This is a genomic window from Falcatimonas sp. MSJ-15 (assembly GCF_018918265.1).
Classification (GTDB): Bacteria; Bacillota; Clostridia; order Lachnospirales; family Lachnospiraceae; genus Falcatimonas.
The window spans coordinates 1-18,991 of record NZ_JAHLQC010000024.1; the positions used below are offsets into that span (position 1 = coordinate 1).

The following is an 18,991-nucleotide window of genomic DNA, read 5'->3' on the forward strand; positions in this document are numbered from 1 at the left end:
ATGCACATGTAATACCAATATCAGGAAAATCATACAGATTAAAAGACCACTTAAAACAAACAGACTAATTGTACATTTTTATATAATATTTTTTGTACATTAAGTCTTGACATTTTATATTTGTTCAACTTCGGTTATAATATCCTATAATTTTTCAAACCCTTTTATATCTTGTTGGCGTTCCCGATACTCTTTTGCTATCATTCCAACAGACAAAAGCATTATAGCGACAAACAGGAGCGAGATTAACGGTAATACTTTTTTAGTTTTCATATAGACCTCCGTCAATAGTTTCTGTTTTTTACTGAACACCATATTTTACTCTTGCCTTGTCAGTTTATAAGTCCCGCTGACCGTTCCTTCTCAGAGGGTAATTTAGGGTATAACAAAATAACCCACCCGAATATCGTTTTTTTTATTTGGTGAGTTTGTTCTTTCAAATACGAAACAAATGCTCATGTACGGTAAAGTATCACAAGAAAATTATGTCGAATTGACAGCCGCCTCCGCTATACCGAATAAGGAAATAAAGAGTCCTCAAATTTTGCGCTACTAAATGAAGACGAGCGGAAGTAATCTCCCGCTCGTCAGTAAACTTAACTATGCCATATCAATCCCGCTTCTTTCCCGCCACCGGCACTAAGAACAGCGCGGGCAACAGCAGGAAAGCGGTACAGACCAGCCCCCAGGGTATGGACACCTGCTGGGCTACCAGCCCCACAATAGGCCCGCCGATGATCTGCCCGAAAGAGTCCAGCTGTCCGCTGGTGGAAAAGACTGTGGCGCGCATTTTCTCATCCACATGGTCGTTCATCCAGGCGGCCAGCACAGGCTCCTTGATGGTGCGCATAAGCCCCGCCAGCAGGAACACCAACAACATGAACCAAAAGCTCCGCCCCACCGCGAAGAGAACCAGGCACAGGATATACCCGGCGCTGGTGGACATGACCACACTGGTTCGGCTGACAGTCCCTTTTTTCTCCATGCGGGCGATGAGCAACTGAGAAGCCAGAATACCTAAGCCGTTGCCGATAAGACTGATAACACCGAACCAAGTGACGCTGTTCAGCGGCCCGATAACGGGTATTACCGTGTCATCCAGAAAATGAGCGGTGGAGAGCCGGTCAAAGCCTTCACTGGCAAGTCCCCCGCATAGTGTGATTGCTAAGAGCGCCAGCAACACAGGTGCGCCTTTCACAAAGCCCAGGTTGAGCTTGAACAGGCAGACAAAGTCTTTAAGCAAGCCCTGCCGTTCCTCAATAGCAGGGGAGAAGTTGGTTTCTGGCATGATGCGAACCATCACCAGCCCCAACAACAAGCACAAACTGCCCCCCAAGATGACAGGCATTTGCAGGTTTATGTTTCCCAGCAGTGTGCCCAGCACCACGCCCAGAACGCCGCCGATTTGCCCCATTTGACTGCCCCGCAGGAACACCTTGTCTATGGGTTTGTCCTCTTCCTCCGAGGCAATCCACGCCTCCAGAGCGCCGGTGATGAAGGTATCACCGCAACCCCAGACAACCTGGGCCAGCAGAACCGGCGCGAACCACGGTAGCGCACCCTCCATCAGAAAGCCCAGGCCGTAGAGGAACATTCCAATCAGCACCGAGCGCCGACGGCTATACAAATCCGCCACCACACCGGTGGGTATCTCGAACAGAAAGCAGGAGGTCTCCAGAACCGTCCCTACCAGGACAAGCTGGAAAGCATCCAGCTGCACCACCTCCAGGTGGTACACGATGGAAAGCACTGTGGACATAGAAACCGCCAGGGAACAGACAAATCGGAACAGCAGGTAGACAGAATATGCCTTTGAATTTTTAGCAAACATGAAGTTACATTCTCCTTTCAAATCTCATTTTATATGACTTTTGCAAGCTGTTAAGCTAACTTGTGGAACATATGCCGAACCTTATCTATACGGCTATTCGGGCGGCGGGGTTGGCAAATAAATTTACCAATAGCTGGCTGGTATCCTTTTAACTCTGTCAAGCAGACTCCCTGCCCATTTGTGAAATAAGTTAAATCGTTCCTGTATTCTTGAATACATCTAGCAGGGATTTCTCCTTTCAGAATGACCTCGTCATTCTTTATCTGAGTACTTACAATATCTGCACAATACCTTGGAGCATCATGATACGCCCGTGAGAGATATTCCTGCGGTGCATAAATTTCAAAGTGGAGATATGGCTCTAATAGTTCTGTCCCTGCTTTTTTTAAAGCCTGCTCCAATACGATAGGGGAAAGCAGCCGAAAGTCTGCGGGGGTACTTACAGGACTATAATACAATCCATATTCAAAACAGATTTTACAGTCTGTCACTTTCCATCCATACAGCCCCTGCTCGCAGCCATAAAGAACCCCCTCCATAACCGCATTTTGGAACGATTGATTTAAATATCCAAGTGAAACTCTGCTTTCATACTGCACTCCGCTTCCAATAGGGAGCGGCTCTATGGACAACCCGACAGAAGCCCAGAAAGGATTTGGCGGGACTTCTATGTGGATGGTATATTCTGCTTTTCTAAGCGGTCTTTCCATATATATAACAGTAGGCTCTTTTATTTCTGCCTCCACATGATATTTTTCCTCAAGGATGGCACAAATGACTTCCATCTGCACATTCCCCAAAAAAGATAACATAATCTCATGGGTAACAGTATCAATGTCAAAATGCAAAAGAGGGTCTGTATCAGCAATCTCTGCGAGGGCATTTAACAGGGCTTCCCTTTGCTCCGGCTTTTGCGGCTCTACCGTTGTCCGAAGTAATGGCATGGGATTATCAATCCGTGTTTTGTGAGGCAGGAGTTTTTCATTTCCCAGGATATCGTTCAGTTTCAAAGTATCATCAGCTAAAATAACAATTTCTCCCGGACAGGCATGGTCAGCCGGGACGATTTCACCATTTGACGGAATACACATCTCTGTGATTTTTATTTTCTCTTTTTCAGATATTCTAATAACATCCCTCAAATGCAATGTTCCGCTATATATACGCACATAAACAAAACGCTGCCTTTTCTCTGAATATTCAATCTTAAAAACCTGCCCGCATAGTTCAGATTGACCTTCAGGCGTTGATGAATAAAATTTACTGGCAATCACTTCTATAAGCTGCCGAATCCCCAGATTGTTTTTAGCGCTTCCGTGATAAACGGGAAATAACGTTCCGTTTTGGAATCTCCTGTTTTCTTCCTGTTCCAGTTCTGACATTTTAAACGGTTTCCCTGACATATATTTCTCTAATAGTTCATCGTTTCCCATAATTACCGCATCCCACTGTTCCATATCGTCATTGTCCGTTACATTTATATGGGGATGCTGCCCAACCTTTTGCTTCACTATAATTTCCGAAGAAAGCTTTGCTTTCATTTCCCGATATACCATTGGCAAATCAATCCCCTCTTGGTCAATTTTATTGATGAAAAAGATTGTCGGAATCTTCATTGTCTGTAGTGCATGAAACAGTATACGGGTCTGTGCCTGTATGCCATCCTTTGCAGAAACTAATAATACTGCTCCGTCTAAAACGGATAAAGAACGGTATACTTCCGCCAAAAAATCCATATGGCCTGGCGTATCTATAATGTTGACTTTTACATCCTCCCACTGAAAAGATGTCACTGCTGTCTGGATAGTGATTCCCCTTTGACGCTCCAAATTCATTGTATCTGTCCTTGTTGTGCCTTCATCTACGCTCCCTAGTTCTGCAATTGCACCACTGGTATATAATAAACTTTCCGTTAATGTTGTCTTTCCTGCGTCAACGTGAGCCAGAATGCCTAAGTTAATTATTTTCATGTGATTTTCCTCCTATCAACACCCAAAAAAGGGCATAAAAATACCCAGTGATAAATACTCCTATCACTGGGTAAATAACTCCAATAGCCCCAAAACACTTATATGTTTTCGGGCATATAAAATTACATGATAAAAGTATTCTTAAACTGGGTACAAAAAACTAAGCCCCATATTAAAAGTGAAACGGGACTGCTACTTTTTGTTCCCACTATCAAATTGACAGTTTATTTAAGAATACCTTGCCGCATATTTATTAACTCCTTGTATAATACTGAATCTAATTATATTCCTTAACCCTTTATTTGTCAAGCTGACAAACTAAAGCAGAAAAAGCGGCAGGATTTCCCCCTGCCACTAATCATCTGTTTATGCAAAAATAATTTCCTTTTCCACAATCTCCCTCGCACAAGCCCTTATGTTATTGAGGCATCCTGTCCATTCTAAGGCGTTTTCTGCCTTTAGCTGTTCCGTTATGCCCTGTGCCTGTTTCATACCCTCTATGAGCCTTTCAAAGCGTTCCTGTGCCTGTCTGTTGATGTCGGCAAGGTAGGCGTTTAGCCTGCCGCTTGTAAGAAGATTGGTGTATGTAACTTTACGGTACTGTTTTAGATAATCTAAATGCCGTTGCCCCCAGATGCCTATTGCCTGTTCTTCTTCGGCGGGTACAGTTAAGCACGGTATCAAATAATCCCCTTGCCTTTCGTATTTGCCGCCCAGTTCCTCAAATAATGATTTTGCCATTGTCTGTTACCTCCACATTCTTTTTTATTTTGAATGTCCGCAAAATCCGTCCTACATCGGTCCTACAGTATGTATCACATAATCACATGGCAGATTATAGGCTTTTGTTATCTTTGCTTCTCCAGTCTCACATCCGTGAAGTGTCCTGCACTCCGCCAGAAGCTCCGGTCCTGCTGCTCTATGAATTGCACCATCTACACCACCTCCGCCAAGAAGGGAATTGTTTGCTGCATTTACGATTGCCTGCACATCTGTTGCCTTTGTAATATCACCTTTTATCGTCTTAATCAAATACATTGTTTAATATTCCTTCTCTATGTCATCATCTATTCCATACATTTTCTTGAATGCATCAAGGTCTGCCTGATTCTTGATCAGCATAACCTCTTCTATCTTACCAGTATGAATATCCTTAAATCCAGCAACCTGCTCGCCATTACATATGCTCGCCTTGATTACCGGTTTCTTATTTTCTTTATCATATAACTTTGTAACTGTCTTTTTCTTAAAAAGTCCCACTCTAAGCACCTTCTTTTGACTTTGCCATCAATATAAGTTTTTCAAATGACTGCGCAAAGCGTACATCATCATCTTCTGTACGCTTCCTTGCTCCCTTTATGTGATTCTTGTGAGAGCTGCGTCTTGCCTTTTTGTTAAGATGCCGCTCCATAAGCATCTGGTCAATATTCTCATTCGTGTACCACTTGCCGGATTGGTGAATAGCATATGCACCTTTTCCAAGTGCCATAGCAGCTACACCATAATCCTGCGATACTACAATATCCCCTTTATGGCAAATGCTGATCAGCTTATAATCTACCGCATCTGCTCCTGCACCTACCACAATCACCTCGCTGTAATCAGAATACAAAATATGATTCGTATCACACAGCAAGGTGGTTGGAATATTATATTTCTCTGCTATTTCTTCTACAATATCTACTACCGGACATGCATCTGCATCTACAAATATCTGCATATTTCTCCTCAAATCCACATCATATTGTGATTAACTGGTGTTCGTACTTCTATAAGATTCCCTGATGGATCATAAAATCTCACCATCTTTTGACCTCCGCCCAACTCCGTTAATTCATTTTGGAATCTCACCAAAATATCACTTGAAGTAAGTTTATCTACCAGTCCTTCAACATCATTTTCCTCAAAATATAATTCAGATGTATTACTATATAGTGTTGTAAAAAGTCCAATATCATCCACCCATACTTTTACATCCTGTAATACCAATCCCTCAGACAATATCGTATTACCTTCCTGTTTCATTATTACCTTTAAACCAAACATTTCCTGATAAAAACGAACAGATTCTTCCATATCATCAACAACTACCAAGACATTTTTTAGCTTCATGATTTCTTTTCCTCTAGTTCCTTTTAATCCGTATCAGGCTTTTATACGATATCGCTTTTATATTTTAGATAATTCGTCTAATGTCGAAACTTTCCATAGCCATTCTAGTGGAATTGGTGGTGTCATAATATTTTCATCAGCTACTGCATCTAGTTGTATCCGCTTTTCTTTCTTTTCTGGCAATTTGCCATATTCATTACTTGAAAGAACACATCTATATTCATTTTGATAACTATATTTATCGAATTTACAAATCGGAGTGTATATGCCCGTATATGCATCACTTATATAATTTATCCAATTTGAGCATACCGAAATATCATAATTCTTACTTTCCACTTCTTTCTCTACATAATTATTTAGGATCTGCACAAACCTTTTTCTATTTTTTACTATTGAAAAGTGAGTCCCCATATTTCTCATTCTAATATCAGGTTTTACAATTTTACCTGTGTCACTAATATGCAATGTATAAAAACATAATAATCTATAGCAATTTTGATATCGCGACGAAACATATACCTTCCCATTTAACACTTTCTCCAAAATATAATCTTTTCCATCTGTGCAATGTATCAATGTTCCTTTGCTTAATCCCATATATTTTTTTAATTCATCTGAAGAAACCTCTAATATATTTTCAATTGCACATTCATTTATGTCACCTACAGCATCATTATCCTTAAACTCTTGATAATAACGTGGTGATTGAAACCAAAATTGCCCTGCATTCATTGATTTTAATGCAGCTTCATCACTTATTTTAATAAGTATCCCATTTTCTATTTTATTATAGCCAATCTTAGTCTGTTGTGAATTTAATGGTCTACCACAAACTTTGCAAAATTTATTTTGTGGCATTTCTTTGTATTGAGTACCGCAAAGCATACATCTATACACTTGAATTTCACTTTCATCTTCAGATATATTATTCATTATATTGCAACTCCTTATCTCAAATCAGCGATGATACAGTATCTATATTTCAAATCTTCCATGTATTTCTTGTACATTTCCAACTGTGTATTGCGATACATACTTAATATCATCAATCCAACGTTTTTTTGCATTTTCATTGCCACTTTTTTTTCCATTAAAATCAACTTTAGACTGTATATTCCTAATTATCTGGTCTTTTGTCATCAGTCCCTTATCTATGAGCTCCTTCAGTAAAAGTTGTCTCTGCTTTTCTGTCAGCTCTCCCTCTTTCACATTATATCCATACATCATAAGCTCGGATACTGGTTTTAAACCTTCCCATGATTCTTTTACTATTCGATATTTGAAGTCAGGATAAAATCTCTTGTTGAGAAGATCTTCAATAGCCTCATAATTAATCCAATATTTATCACATTGCCTACAATGAAATACATTCACAATTCGCTTTCCGAATCCTCTAGTGTTATGTACTTCCATTGAAACAGTTTGAATATCATGCTTTTTTCTTATACATGAATTATTTAGCTTAAAATAGACATCAATTACTATGTCCTTTTTCTCTTGTGCTGTGCTATTATCTGTATTTAAAGGAACATAACCTTTTCCCATTGACATTAATGCAGTAAATTTCTTTTCAAGTTTATCCAATTCCTTCTTTTTAACTTTAATTTCATGTCTTAATTCGGATGTGGTCCTCATATAATTCAATTCATCACTATTAATGATATTTCCGTATCCACATGCTGAATACGTACCATAAGACATATGCTTTGTCCCACATACTACACATTTTCGAACAGCTATTCTCCGTTTTTTCCCTTCTGGTGTAGTAATTCGCTGGTGATATATTTCCAAATTTCCACCACATCTTCTGCAAAAAGGTTCCTCTCTATTAATCATATAATAGTTATCAGGAGATGAATTTTCCAATTCTAAATGAGTATCAATATATAGATTAACCGATTTCTCCTCACCTACTTGTTGAAAATTATATTTTGAAAATCTATAACCTAATCTTTGATATTTTTTCTCTGAAGCAAAAAATTTTCCACAATTTTTACAATGGTTAAGAGTCACTACAATTTCACAACCATTATTGTCTATAAGTCTGCATCTTTTTTTTTCCAAACTTCCATTACATTCATGTACATAATGTAATGGTGTAATATATATATAAGTACCTAACTCAATAAACACCTCTCCATCTGGTAATTCTTCCTCATTGGAATTAGGAACATATAATTCAATTACTTCAAACGCTGACTCATTTGCCATACATTGCCTATACGAAAAATAATTGTTTCCGCATTCAGGGCATTTTTTTCCATGAATTTCTTTTTTCCCATTAGTACTTGCCTCATAATATAGAAATACCAGTTTGCTTCCACACTTACATCTTTTAATTTTTTCGTCTGTTGCATATACCGGCAAAGGCTTATTTATTTCGTTTTCTTTCACTTCATACCGCAAAGGACTTTCCTTTTCAATATATCCAATGTACTGCTTCATATATGTTCACCTTCACTTTACCGCCACATATTATATGGCACCAAAAATTTCTTGTTACTTATCTACTTTTGCAGAAGTATGTGCGCAGTTTTTCAACCCATATGGATAAAATGATTTTGTATAATATCCATTTTTCAATTCGATTTCTATCTCATCACCATCTGTTCTAATGTAATCCTCTAAAACACCTTCAGTATTATAAATATCTATTGATAAATACGACGAATATCCCTCCTTTAGATTAATTGCCTTATATATTCCTTCTGGAATATCTAGACCAACCCGATTTTTGCCGCTACTAATCCGAACAATTTCGCCATGCATTAATTTTTCCTCAATTAATGCAAGCGCATTGTATTTATGAGCAATTCTCTGTTGCTCAAGTTTATTGAAATCAATATCATAAAGTTCTTCTAAATAGTTAAGTACCTTCACAATTCCGTCGCCAATATACAAATGGTTTGAACCAAACGCATACTTCATTGTTTCAATACATTCTGGATCAATAAATTCTATTTTTGACTTGGTCTTAGTAATTTTATGTTCCTCTAAATCAATTTTATTCTTGCAATAACTAACTGGATATTTAAATCCACATCCCTCCTCTCCAGTCCATCCATTATATGAATTTGGATTATATGTTTGATTTCCAATTTTGTATTCTAATGTGCAAATTAATTCAGCAATATTCTCATCAACTATCATTTCAAATTCTCCTCTGTGCGTGTTCCAACTACTTGTAAGCAAAAATTATAAGTCATAATAATTCCTTCAACTTTACCATTTCATCCTCAGACAGAGTTACGCCTTTTCCCATTTTCTCATGTTCCGGTGCCCAGTCCCTGATATCATATTTAGGTTCTCCACCATTCCATGAAATCTTGTTCAATTCTTTTGTCCATCCCTTGGCACTCTCCGAAAGAGTGCCAATATGTTCTACTATTTCATACTTAAAATCTGCCATAAAATCTCCTTTTTCAATTCATCAAATTGTTATTCACATACCTTTTTATCTAATGATGGATCATTCATAATATTTAATAAGCTCTGATAACTATCTACATCATGGTAAACCACATTATCTGTAGATATCTCATTAAAGAGCCTTCTTGCGCACATAATTTTAGCTTTTTCAATTGGTCTAAGTTGCAAAGATTCCATGGTACCCTTCGTCTCAGCCACAAAGAATATATGCTTAACCGTTCCCTCATTAAACGCTATTGCCCAGTCAGGACTATAATTTCCGACAGGTGTTGGAATTGAGAATCCCTTTGGAAGCTTTGCGTATACACATACTTCTGCTGCTCCATCCAAATCCTCTGCAAATTTACGTTCTACACTCTTATCAGCATTTCCGTCAGTAAATACGTATGGTTGTATATGTTTCTCTGCTTTGAAGGCTTTATCTATTGTTGTATGCTTCTCAGCTGTAAATATCTCACTATCATACTTACCTTCAAGCTGGTCATAAGAAATATGATCAACTATCATAGTTGCCTTCTGTTCCTTAATCAGCCTTGTAACCTTAGAAATGAACTCTTCCGGATTATTTTTATACATGTCAAATTTATCCTTACGGATTCCTTTGAGGATAGCTGCTACCGTTCTTCGTGTAAGTACTGTTGCCTCTGCCACCTTGCCGATCAGATCATATTTTATCTGGCTAGTTTCAAAATGCTTAAGTGCTATTGTATCAGACTTTGCACCTTTGAATGAGTCACCGGATTTAATTGCATCAGCCGATAATGTATCTTTCTGTTCTGAGATAGACGTTGTATATTGCAGCATTGAAACATATAACTCTGCATCTATTGCATCTATCGCTTTCTTTATAAGCTCGTTACTATCAAATGAAACTGTATAAGCATACTTATGATTGATGTATCCCCATAAAGTCTGAAATTCTTTCTTGTAGAAATTATCATTTAAATCGTTGCTCGGTACTTTTGTTTCATTACCATTATCAATCATGTCATCAAGTATCTTGTCATTAAATACACTCTGAATCAGTTTGTGAATACCTTCAGCATATGCTACTAAATGCTCAGGAAGTGGAGCCAAATGATTGTTTTCCAGATCCATATGATATTGTTCGGTAATATTGTCGTTACCATCCATTGTCACATAATCATTTTTAATCAGATACTGATAAACCATTGTAGCCTGCTGTTTATTAAGCTTTTCTGCATTTCCATTGACCATTACAGTTTTACCTGTAAAATAGTCAACAGTTGCCTTTCTAGGTCTGTCATACAAATCTGTCTTTATCTGTTTCTGAAGATCCGTCACAAAATCCTTATAGCTTTCACTTGCAATGACAGTAAGTTTATTAATTTTATGTACCAATGACTTTCCGACACTCTGTTCATCCATACGGAAGCCATCCTGATTAACACAAAGCCTTAATCCTCTACCAACTTCCTGTCGCTTTCCGGTTGTACTGTCACTATGCTTCAACGTACAAATCTGAAATACATTCGGATTATCCCATCCTTCTCTAAGTGCTGAATGTGAGAATATAAATCTTGTTGGCTCCGCAAAGCTAAGAAGTCTTTCTTTGTTTTTGAGGATAAGGTCATATGCAGATATATCATCTGAAAAGTCTGAACCCCGTTTCACCGTGCTATCGACAGCATGCCCTTTCTTATCTATAGAGAAATATCCCTTATGAGTGTCTTTTACATCAATACCTTTTAAGTACTTCTGGTATGGTGTATCAAAAACAGTAATATATTCGTTCACAATATCGTTATATTCCTGCTCAAATATCTGACCATATTCTCCGAGGATTTCTTCTCCATCTTCATCATACTGGCGATACTTTGCCACTTCATCAATGAAAAACAATGATAATGTTTTGATGCCTCTGTTAAAAAGTTCCTCTTCCTTCTCCAGATGAGACTTTATTGTTTCCCTGATCTGTACTCGACGCATATCCTTCTCAGACACATCACCTACCACATCACCTCTGTGAATTACTTCTCCATTTGTGAATGTAACAGTTCCTGCAATAGGATCAATCTCAGATACACGATACCCCTTATACTGCTCCATATCATTTGAAATCTCATACAAATTATCATCCACGTCAAAAATCCGGGACTCATGGTTAATGCCTTTTGTCTTGTAGTCCTTTTCATACTCGATTCTGGCTCTCGGTGCATGTTTCGGAGATATAATGATATCCTCCAGATATAAATAATGATCCGTACCACGGAAGTTCTTTACCTGAAATCCCTTAACCTCAATTTTCTTTACAAGATGCTGATTATATGCATCTACCGCATCAAGTGCGTATACAAGATTATGATGTTTCGCATGTGTTGCCGAATAATTCAATGTAAACAATGGATTGAAATTTTTAAGTGCTTTCTGTGTCGCATCTCCACCCATCTTCTGAGGTTCATCCAATATAATGATTGGGTTATTTGCTTTTATAACATCAATTGGGCGTCTGCTTCCAAACTCGTCTCGCTTATCATAAATAATACGGGCTTCTTTGCTTCTGCCGCCCTCTTTCATGGATGTATTAAATGCCTGCATATTGATAATCATGACATTTATTCCGGCATTACTTGAAAATGAATCAAGCTGATTCAGATTACTGCTGTTATATACAAAAAATCTGGCTTTTTTCCCATAATGTTCCATAAAATGATCCTGTGTTATTTCAAAAGATTTCTTAACACCTTCTCTTATTGCAATAGATGGAACCACTACAATAAACTTTGACCAACCATAACGCTTATTCAATTCAAACATTGTCTTTATATAAACATATGTCTTACCTGTACCGGTCTCCATCTCAACATCCAAAGAACAGGCTCCCATACTGTCAACAAGAGAATCCGATATCATTACATTATTATTCTGCTGTACTTCTTTTATATTTGACAAAACCATATCCGGCGAAATCAACAGATTCTCATTCTTAAATCCCGACTCATCGAAATCATCTGTAAAATCCAATGTTTCCTGCTCATAATTATTCACAAATGACATCTGCGAATAAGTCTGCATCTCTCTCTTATTTCCTATATCTCTGCGGTAAGATACATTGTCTATATATGGTTGCCCCTTAAAACAGTTTACTACGCTATCAACAGCATCTGTTTGGTACTGTTGTATTTTAAAATTAAATTTCATATTACAGCACCTTCCTTACTGTATCCGGACTTATTGATGCAAATATCTGGTCAAAGTTGGTTGCAACACTATCATTTGCCATTGAACTATCTCTGAATACTGCGTAATAAGGCTTTTTCTCTGCAACAGCCTTCACAGTCTCTTCCGTCACATCATTATCAAAACAAGCTATCAGGAAACCATCTGCTACATTAAACACCTGTTTTCCTGCTATTGTTGTTTTTTCAATCTTACTTGAAAGTAATACACCTAAATCAAGCATAACCTGGAATAATAAGTCTTCTGGTGTTCGATCTTCTTTGATATTATCAGCATATGTATCAAATAATGATTGCTGAGTTTCGGACGGATTGTAATATATATCTTTCATATTAGAGCTGTCACACTTAAGAACACGAAAACCTCCATCAAAAACTGCATCTGGATAGTCTTCAGATATTTTTCTTGCAGATCGTCTAATACGTTCTTTACCAATTTCACAAATTGTATGTGCTACGCCTAAATTATCACAGAGATTAATAGCACTTTTAGCCACCTTTTTACTCTTCTCTGATGTTGCATTTTTTTCTGATATTTCTTCTGGTATCTGTACAAGAATAAAATGTCTATTCTTTTGTTGCATAATATTTGCTAAAAATGTTGCATGTGCGGTAGTACCTGAACCAGAAAAGAAATCTAAAATATAATCGTCATCAGAGACACCACAAAACTCTATTAGTCTCTCAATGATTTCTTCATCCTTAGGATTTTCAAATACTTTATCTCCCATCAATGTTGCAAGTCTCTTTGATGCAGCACGTCCATCTTTATAGAACACACTATATGGAACCGTATATTCCCTATCTTTCAAATAAGATTTTAATGTTGGAACTCCGTTTTCATCTTTTCCAAACTCAACCCTGCCTTGTTCAATCCATTCCTTCATTGTTCTTTCATTTGTCAGCCAACCTCTTGATGGTACTTTTACTGGTTTATGTGTTACCGGATGAAGCACTTCATATTTCGGACCACCACCGCCTGGCCACGAAATATTATCAGGGAAATATACTCCTTTTCCATCTACCCTGTTATAATGAGAATGATCTTTTGCAGGATGACCATCTGGAAGATTTTTATACCATAATTTCATTTCTTTAGTCATCTGCTCATAATCTGTTCCATATATCTTTTTTAAATTCTCATATTCTGTGTAAATATCATCTAATCCCTGCTTTCTTTCTCTCCAGATAATTTTATTTTCTTTTATAAAATCAGAATTTCTAAAATAGCACAAAATATACTCATGTGATACAGATATATATTTTGAATCATTTTTTCTACCAGCAGCCCATATTAATTCTGCGACAAAATTACTTCTGCCAAAAATCTCATCACATATGTTTTTCAATGTATTTACTTCATTCTCATCAATTGAAATAAATATAGCTCCATCATCGGTCAACAAATTTTTTGCTATTTTAAGACGAGGATATAACATATTAAGCCAATCAGTATGAAATCGTCCATTGCTCTCAGTATTTTGCACTAGTTGGTTTCCAACTTCATCATACTGACCACTATTCGCTAAATATTCCGACATACTTATTGCAAAATCATCCTCATAAACAAAATCATTTCCAGTATTATAAGGTGGATCTATAACCGAGCTAAAAACGATACAATTTAACGAACTTCCACTTTTGGGTGCATAGTAAATTACTTTGGTGCAAAATCCAATTCTTTGGTGCAAAAGTTCTTGCAAGAAAAGAGTTATGTAATTTATATAGGTATAGCTTTCTTTCGCAACAACCATACTATCACCTCCTATATAAGTCTTAGGATTATAAACTTCAACGTTGCTTCATCCGCAACATTTATTCATCAATTTCAGATTCCAAGCTCTTAAGCGTATGTCCATCAGCATCCTTCCAGCTTGTCAGTCCATTCGCACTCTTACCAATCACAAACATTGCAGCATAGGAAGGACTGGTAAACAGCAAATTCTCTATCAGTTTTCCATCAGCATCAAGAGTAGTCTTCTTTCTTTTTTCTTTGATAACTTCCGGAATCGTATCATCGTCCGATGGAGAGATGTGGCTTCCCGCCAAAACCACAAAGCCTTCTGCAGTCTGCATTCCAACGGCTTCGACCGTACCGATTGTTTTAATGGTTCTTTTCAGATACAACTTCCCAATATCATCCGCCTGTTTTTCTTCAACTTCCGTTTTTACTTCAACTGGCTTGGTAATAGGCTCAAACAGCTTATGTCCCAAGGTTCCCATGATTACTTTTGCATAATCAATGAACTCCTCCAGTTCGCATTCTTTTTCTTCTGTAATATTACCCGGCGTAGGATCATTTCCATTTTTGACCTCATAGCGATTCGCTTGCAGCGCCAAATTACAGAAACGGTTTTCAAGATAGCTTATCTCTGTGGGACCAAATGAATTATTGGATGTGGTAAATACGATGGCTTCTGTCCAGTAATCTTTTTCTGGATTTCTCTTATGCTCCTGCAGGCGATTCAGAATGCCTTCACCGTTTTTCCTTGCTCCAGCCTGTCCAATATAAACAACACCTTTTCCAGTGGTGTCTGAAGTACCAAAGAGGAAATAAACACCACTCTGTTTTAAATCCTCTCGTTCCTTGCAGCGGTCAAGCTCTGTCCGAGGAATTTTATATGCAATACCTGTCCAATTCGCCAGTGTACATTTTATTCTGCCACCGGCCTCACCATCCATCAGAAACAGATTTATACTTTTGCCTCGCATCACTGTATCCTCCTCGCCTTATATTTCCCTTTTCACATAGGTCAGTTCTACATCATAACCAAGCTTTTCTAACATCTGCAAAAATGTGTTATTTACAATTCCGTCTTTCTTCTTTATCAGGCGATTTACATAGGACGGCGTGGTTCCAACTTCTTCAGCCAGCTTTGCCTGCGTGGTCGCAGCTTCTATACATTTTACCTTTACATCGACCTCTATATTATTTTTCAGCATACTTCCACCTCATCTGTTTGAAATATATTTCACTGTAAGTGTAATTTATTATATCACAAGAATTGAGCTTTTTCAATCGCTTAGAGCTATTGTTTACATTTCATTTATACAGAAAAAACACCCAGGACATAAATCCTGAGTGTTTTTTCTGTCTTGGCTTTATTCTACTGTGATTTCTGTTCCGTCCTTAAAGGTAACGGAGCGTTCCTCTTTGCCAATGGTTACATAGTCTACCATGCCGCCCCACAACGTTTCATCAAATTCTGTAATGATGCCTTCCTGTTTTTGCAGCGTTTTGATGAACTGCCGCATCCTTTCACCCTGTGCCTCTTTCTGCTCAATCCTTTCTGCCAGCTCATCATATTCCTTCTTGGCGGCTTCGTACCGCTGAACCAGCCCGTCATAGCGTTTTTGATATTCTTCCTGGTCTTGCGCCACACGAGCATTTTCAGCAACAATATTCTGCGTCATTTCCACCAAAATCAAAATCTCATCTTCCAGCCGCTGTTTCTCTTCGAGAAGGTTATCCGTAGTGCATAGCGTTTGGAAGATAATTTCCGCATTCGCTATAATGTCATTTTTCTCGGATAACAATTCGTTATACGCTTTGACAAACAATGCCTTGACCTCATCCTCGGTTACGTGAGGCGTTTGGCATTTTTCATTCTTATATTTGTGATTGCAGCGATAGATTACCTTTCGATATTGGTCTGTGGAGTGCCATACCTTGGAACCGTACCAGCCACCGCAATCGCCACATTTGATTTTATTAGAAAAGATGGTTACACCGCTGTATCGTGTACCCTCTGTTCGTTTTCGTCTCTCTAATTCAGCTTGTACAAGATCAAATACCTGCGGGCTAATGATAGCTTCGTGATTGCCTTCAACATAATATTGAGGTACCTCACCTTCATTCTTCTTGTGCTTTTTTGTGAGAAAGTCAACAGTAAATTCTTTTTGAAGTAATGCATCACCCTTATATTTTTCGTTTGATAACATTCTGCGGACTGTACCTTGATTCCATTTGTCTTTTCCAGAAGGAGATTTTATACCCCTTTTGGTTAATTCGGCAGCAATGGCATGAGGTGTCATTCCATTAAGAAATAAACGAAACAGCAATTTTACTACTTCTGCTTGTTCTTTATTAACTATAATCTGACCATCCGAACCTTTATCAAGTCCCATAACTCTCGAATATGCAAAGCTGACCTTTCCGTCTGCAAAACGCTTCCTGTGTCCCCATGTGACATTCTCCGAAATGGAACGGCTTTCTTCCTGTGCAAGTGAACTCATAATCGTAAGCAGCAGCTCGCCCTTGCTGTCGAAGGTCCATATATTTTCCTTCTCGAAATAACACTCAATGTTATGTTCTTTAAGTTTTCGGATAGTCGTGAGGGAATCTACTGTATTTCTTGCAAAGCGGCTGACTGATTTTGTAATGATGAGGTCAATCTTTCCTGCCAGTGCATCAGCAATCATCTGGTTGAAGCCATCTCTGTGCTTGGTATTGGTTGCACTGATGCCTTCATCTGAATATAATCCAGCGAACTCCCAGTCATCTCTTCCTTTAATATAATTCGTGTAATAATCCACCTGTGCCTCGTAGCTGGTCTGCTGATCCTCATGGTCAGTGCTGACGCGGGCATATCCTGCCACCCTGCGTTTTTTCTTGCTGTCTACAGGTTTCGCAGTAAATTTATTGATGGTGGCAGGAATCGTGGTTACTTTTCTTTTCGCCATTGGTTTCCACGCTCCTTCCTAAGTTGCTTAACTTTTTTACTCATTTCTTGTCGTGCTTCCGGCGTCCAACGGCTTTTTGTTACCTGCCTCATATATTCCTTGTATTCTTCTGTGTGGGGGAAGCCTTTTTTCTTTTCTTCGTAGTTACGGTTCTCTGTATGCCCGTCAAAAAAACAAAATGTTACCGTACCATCCTTTACAGTGGCTTTCTCCATTACTGCATCCATCTGATCTTCGGAAAACTCCTCGATACCCAGTACATCGCATACCAGCTTCTGCATGGTCGAGTGCTTAACTCCTGTATTTCCACAAGATTTGCAGCATCTCCAATACCGTTCTTTCGTTCCATCTGCGTATGTTGTTCCCTGACTGCGATAGTTTTCGCCGCAATTTCCGCATTTAATAAATCCAGTAAATTCATTGTAAAAAGCTCGATTAGGATTCCTGGCTTTATTTTTGTGCCGTTCGCCCCATTCCTTTCTGCGTTCATCCGTCCACCAGTCCGTTTTCGCCGTAGATACCCATTTCCTCTGCTGAATCGTTCCATCCTTAAAATGAAATTCAAGCGTATCGGCACCAATAACCATGATTTGTTGGATTTTTTCGGTAAAGACTGTTTCATCAAACACTTTAAGACCCAAGACTTCAGCACAAACGGCTTTCAGCTTCTTTTCCGGTATGCTTTTGGCACTGCAGAATTTTGCTCCTTTATCACTCTTGGTACGGCAAATCCAAATGTAGTAAACTTCATTTGGATCTTTTCTTTGCCGCTTTCCGCTTCTGCGGTAACTCTTCCCACAGATAGAACACTTGATTTTACTTGTAAAGCAGGATGTGTTGATGCTCCAATTTGCAAACACTCCCAGTTCTCTCCGCCGTTGGCGTTCTGCCTGAACAGTTTTGTAAGTTTCCAGTGGAATAATCGCTTCATGCGTGTTTTCTACCCAATATTGCGGCATCTCTCCACGATTGATTTTTGATTTGCCTGTGATAGGGTCTGAAACATATTCCTTCTGAAAAAGCAGGTTTCCAGTGTAAGTAACATTACTCAGGATCTGTCTGATGGATGTATTACCAAAATGCTGTCCCTTATAAGATTTAACACCCATCTGTTCCAATTTCTTTTCGGTACTTTCTGCTGATAATCCGTTCAGGAAATCATCAAAAATCATTTTCACGATTTTTGCTTCCTCCGGCTCGACTACAAGATGATCGCCTTCCCAGCGGTATCCATAGATTTGGAAGCGTCCATTCGGAATGCCTTGTTCAAAGCGTTTTCTCGTACCCCATTTCACATTTTCGGAAATGGAGCGGCTTTCTTCCTGTGCAAAGGATGCCAAGATGGAAAGCATCAGCTCTCCGTCACCGCTCATAGAATTGATATTTTCCTTTTCAAATCTCACTTCTACACCAATATCTTTTAAGTGTCTGACCGTTTCCAGAAGGTCAACCGTATTTCTTGCAAAACGCTGTATGGATTTGGTGAGAATAATATCAATCTTTCCTGTTTCACAGTCGGAAATCATACGCAGGAACTCCGACCGCTTGGCAATACCGGTCCCACTGATGCCATCGTCAGCATATACCCCTGCAAATTCCCATTCCGGCTTTTTTTGAATCAGTGCGTTGTAGTAACTGATCTGAGCAGAAAGGGAATGGTGCATTCTCTCGGATTCCATCGAAATTCGTGCATAGCCAGCAACCTTTTTCTTTGCCGCAACAGCTGGCAAGGTCGTCTCTATTTTGCTTATTTTTCGCACAAA

General features: G+C 38.6%; 17 protein-coding genes and 1 pseudogene. All 18 read right to left on the reverse strand.

The window, feature by feature from the left end; genetic code table 11:
- Positions 1 to 144: 144 nt before the first annotated feature.
- Positions 145 to 273 (reverse strand): hypothetical protein, encoded by a 129-nt coding sequence (locus KQI85_RS16845; RefSeq protein WP_256448233.1) that lies wholly within the window; start codon positions 271 to 273, stop codon positions 145 to 147.
- Between the two features lie 337 nt (positions 274 to 610).
- On the reverse strand, positions 611 to 1,831 hold the full coding sequence (gene tet(40), locus KQI85_RS14850; protein WP_024407615.1) for a tetracycline efflux MFS transporter Tet(40): 1,221 nt from the start codon (positions 1,829 to 1,831) through the stop codon (positions 611 to 613).
- 50 nt (positions 1,832 to 1,881) lie between these two features.
- The gene (gene tet(O), locus KQI85_RS14855) at positions 1,882 to 3,801 is read right to left on the reverse strand and encodes a tetracycline resistance ribosomal protection protein Tet(O) (protein WP_216576830.1); all 1,920 of its coding nucleotides are present in this window, start codon (positions 3,799 to 3,801) and stop codon (positions 1,882 to 1,884) included.
- Between the two features lie 366 nt (positions 3,802 to 4,167).
- A complete protein-coding gene (locus tag KQI85_RS14860) occupies positions 4,168 to 4,542 on the reverse strand; it encodes a TnpV protein (RefSeq protein ID WP_001129922.1) in 375 nt (124 codons plus the stop codon).
- A gap of 54 nt (positions 4,543 to 4,596) precedes the next feature.
- A pseudogene (locus KQI85_RS14865) lies at positions 4,597 to 4,839 on the reverse strand (macro domain-containing protein); the annotation flags it as partial.
- Positions 4,840 to 4,842: 3 nt separating this feature from the next.
- Positions 4,843 to 5,061 (reverse strand): aspartate dehydrogenase, encoded by a 219-nt coding sequence (locus KQI85_RS14870; protein WP_075721708.1) that lies wholly within the window; start codon positions 5,059 to 5,061, stop codon positions 4,843 to 4,845.
- A 1-nt stretch (position 5,062) separates the two neighbouring features.
- Positions 5,063 to 5,521, reverse strand: coding sequence for a YaiI/YqxD family protein (locus tag KQI85_RS14875; RefSeq protein ID WP_075721709.1), 459 nt, complete (start codon positions 5,519 to 5,521; stop codon positions 5,063 to 5,065).
- Between the two features lie 8 nt (positions 5,522 to 5,529).
- Positions 5,530 to 5,913, reverse strand: a complete 384-nt coding sequence (locus KQI85_RS14880) for a VOC family protein (protein ID WP_216576831.1) — start codon at positions 5,911 to 5,913, stop codon at positions 5,530 to 5,532.
- Between the two features lie 57 nt (positions 5,914 to 5,970).
- Positions 5,971 to 6,849, reverse strand: a complete 879-nt coding sequence (locus KQI85_RS14885) for a hypothetical protein (RefSeq protein WP_216576832.1) — start codon at positions 6,847 to 6,849, stop codon at positions 5,971 to 5,973.
- Positions 6,850 to 6,891: 42 nt separating this feature from the next.
- The gene (locus KQI85_RS14890) at positions 6,892 to 8,361 is read right to left on the reverse strand and encodes a hypothetical protein (protein ID WP_216576833.1); all 1,470 of its coding nucleotides are present in this window, start codon (positions 8,359 to 8,361) and stop codon (positions 6,892 to 6,894) included.
- Between the two features lie 54 nt (positions 8,362 to 8,415).
- On the reverse strand, positions 8,416 to 9,066 hold the full coding sequence (locus KQI85_RS14895; RefSeq protein ID WP_216576834.1) for a hypothetical protein: 651 nt from the start codon (positions 9,064 to 9,066) through the stop codon (positions 8,416 to 8,418).
- Between the two features lie 52 nt (positions 9,067 to 9,118).
- The gene (locus KQI85_RS14900) at positions 9,119 to 9,325 is read right to left on the reverse strand and encodes a YdbC family protein (RefSeq protein ID WP_216576835.1); all 207 of its coding nucleotides are present in this window, start codon (positions 9,323 to 9,325) and stop codon (positions 9,119 to 9,121) included.
- Between the two features lie 29 nt (positions 9,326 to 9,354).
- Entirely contained in the window at positions 9,355 to 12,507 is a 3,153-nt protein-coding gene (locus tag KQI85_RS14905) for a type III restriction-modification system endonuclease (protein ID WP_216576836.1), read from the reverse strand.
- A gap of 1 nt (position 12,508) precedes the next feature.
- Complete coding sequence (locus KQI85_RS14910; RefSeq protein ID WP_216576837.1) at positions 12,509 to 14,299, reverse strand: site-specific DNA-methyltransferase; 1,791 nt, start codon at positions 14,297 to 14,299, stop codon at positions 12,509 to 12,511.
- Between the two features lie 61 nt (positions 14,300 to 14,360).
- Positions 14,361 to 15,257, reverse strand: a complete 897-nt coding sequence (locus KQI85_RS14915; RefSeq protein WP_216576865.1) for a GIY-YIG nuclease family protein — start codon at positions 15,255 to 15,257, stop codon at positions 14,361 to 14,363.
- Between the two features lie 18 nt (positions 15,258 to 15,275).
- Positions 15,276 to 15,488 (reverse strand): helix-turn-helix transcriptional regulator, encoded by a 213-nt coding sequence (locus KQI85_RS14920; RefSeq protein WP_114000404.1) that lies wholly within the window; start codon positions 15,486 to 15,488, stop codon positions 15,276 to 15,278.
- A gap of 159 nt (positions 15,489 to 15,647) precedes the next feature.
- Positions 15,648 to 17,228, reverse strand: coding sequence for a recombinase family protein (locus KQI85_RS14925; protein ID WP_216576838.1), 1,581 nt, complete (start codon positions 17,226 to 17,228; stop codon positions 15,648 to 15,650).
- Positions 17,210 to 18,988 carry a recombinase family protein gene (locus KQI85_RS14930; protein WP_216576839.1) on the reverse strand — a complete coding sequence of 593 codons (1,779 nt, stop codon included), beginning with the start codon at positions 18,986 to 18,988 and terminating at the stop codon, positions 17,210 to 17,212. Before KQI85_RS14930 ends, KQI85_RS14925 begins: the two co-directional genes overlap by 19 nt.
- Positions 18,989 to 18,991: the final 3 nt, after the last annotated feature.

Coding starts and splice junctions, on each gene's coding strand:
- KQI85_RS16845 (WP_256448233.1), bottom strand. CDS start 273: ATGAAAACTAAAAAAGTATTACCGTTAATCTCGCTCCTGTTTGTCGCT.
- KQI85_RS14860 (WP_001129922.1), bottom strand. CDS start 4,542: ATGGCAAAATCATTATTTGAGGAACTGGGCGGCAAATACGAAAGGCAA.
- KQI85_RS14875 (WP_075721709.1), bottom strand. CDS start 5,521: ATGCAGATATTTGTAGATGCAGATGCATGTCCGGTAGTAGATATTGTA.
- KQI85_RS14880 (WP_216576831.1), bottom strand. CDS start 5,913: ATGAAGCTAAAAAATGTCTTGGTAGTTGTTGATGATATGGAAGAATCT.
- KQI85_RS14885 (WP_216576832.1), bottom strand. CDS start 6,849: ATGAATAATATATCTGAAGATGAAAGTGAAATTCAAGTGTATAGATGT.
- KQI85_RS14890 (WP_216576833.1), bottom strand. CDS start 8,361: ATGAAGCAGTACATTGGATATATTGAAAAGGAAAGTCCTTTGCGGTAT.
- KQI85_RS14895 (WP_216576834.1), bottom strand. CDS start 9,066: ATGATAGTTGATGAGAATATTGCTGAATTAATTTGCACATTAGAATAC.
- KQI85_RS14900 (WP_216576835.1), bottom strand. CDS start 9,325: ATGGCAGATTTTAAGTATGAAATAGTAGAACATATTGGCACTCTTTCG.
- KQI85_RS14905 (WP_216576836.1), bottom strand. CDS start 12,507: ATGAAATTTAATTTTAAAATACAACAGTACCAAACAGATGCTGTTGAT.
- KQI85_RS14910 (WP_216576837.1), bottom strand. CDS start 14,299: ATGGTTGTTGCGAAAGAAAGCTATACCTATATAAATTACATAACTCTT.
- KQI85_RS14915 (WP_216576865.1), bottom strand. CDS start 15,257: ATGCGAGGCAAAAGTATAAATCTGTTTCTGATGGATGGTGAGGCCGGT.
- KQI85_RS14920 (WP_114000404.1), bottom strand. CDS start 15,488: ATGCTGAAAAATAATATAGAGGTCGATGTAAAGGTAAAATGTATAGAA.
- KQI85_RS14925 (WP_216576838.1), bottom strand. CDS start 17,228: ATGGCGAAAAGAAAAGTAACCACGATTCCTGCCACCATCAATAAATTT.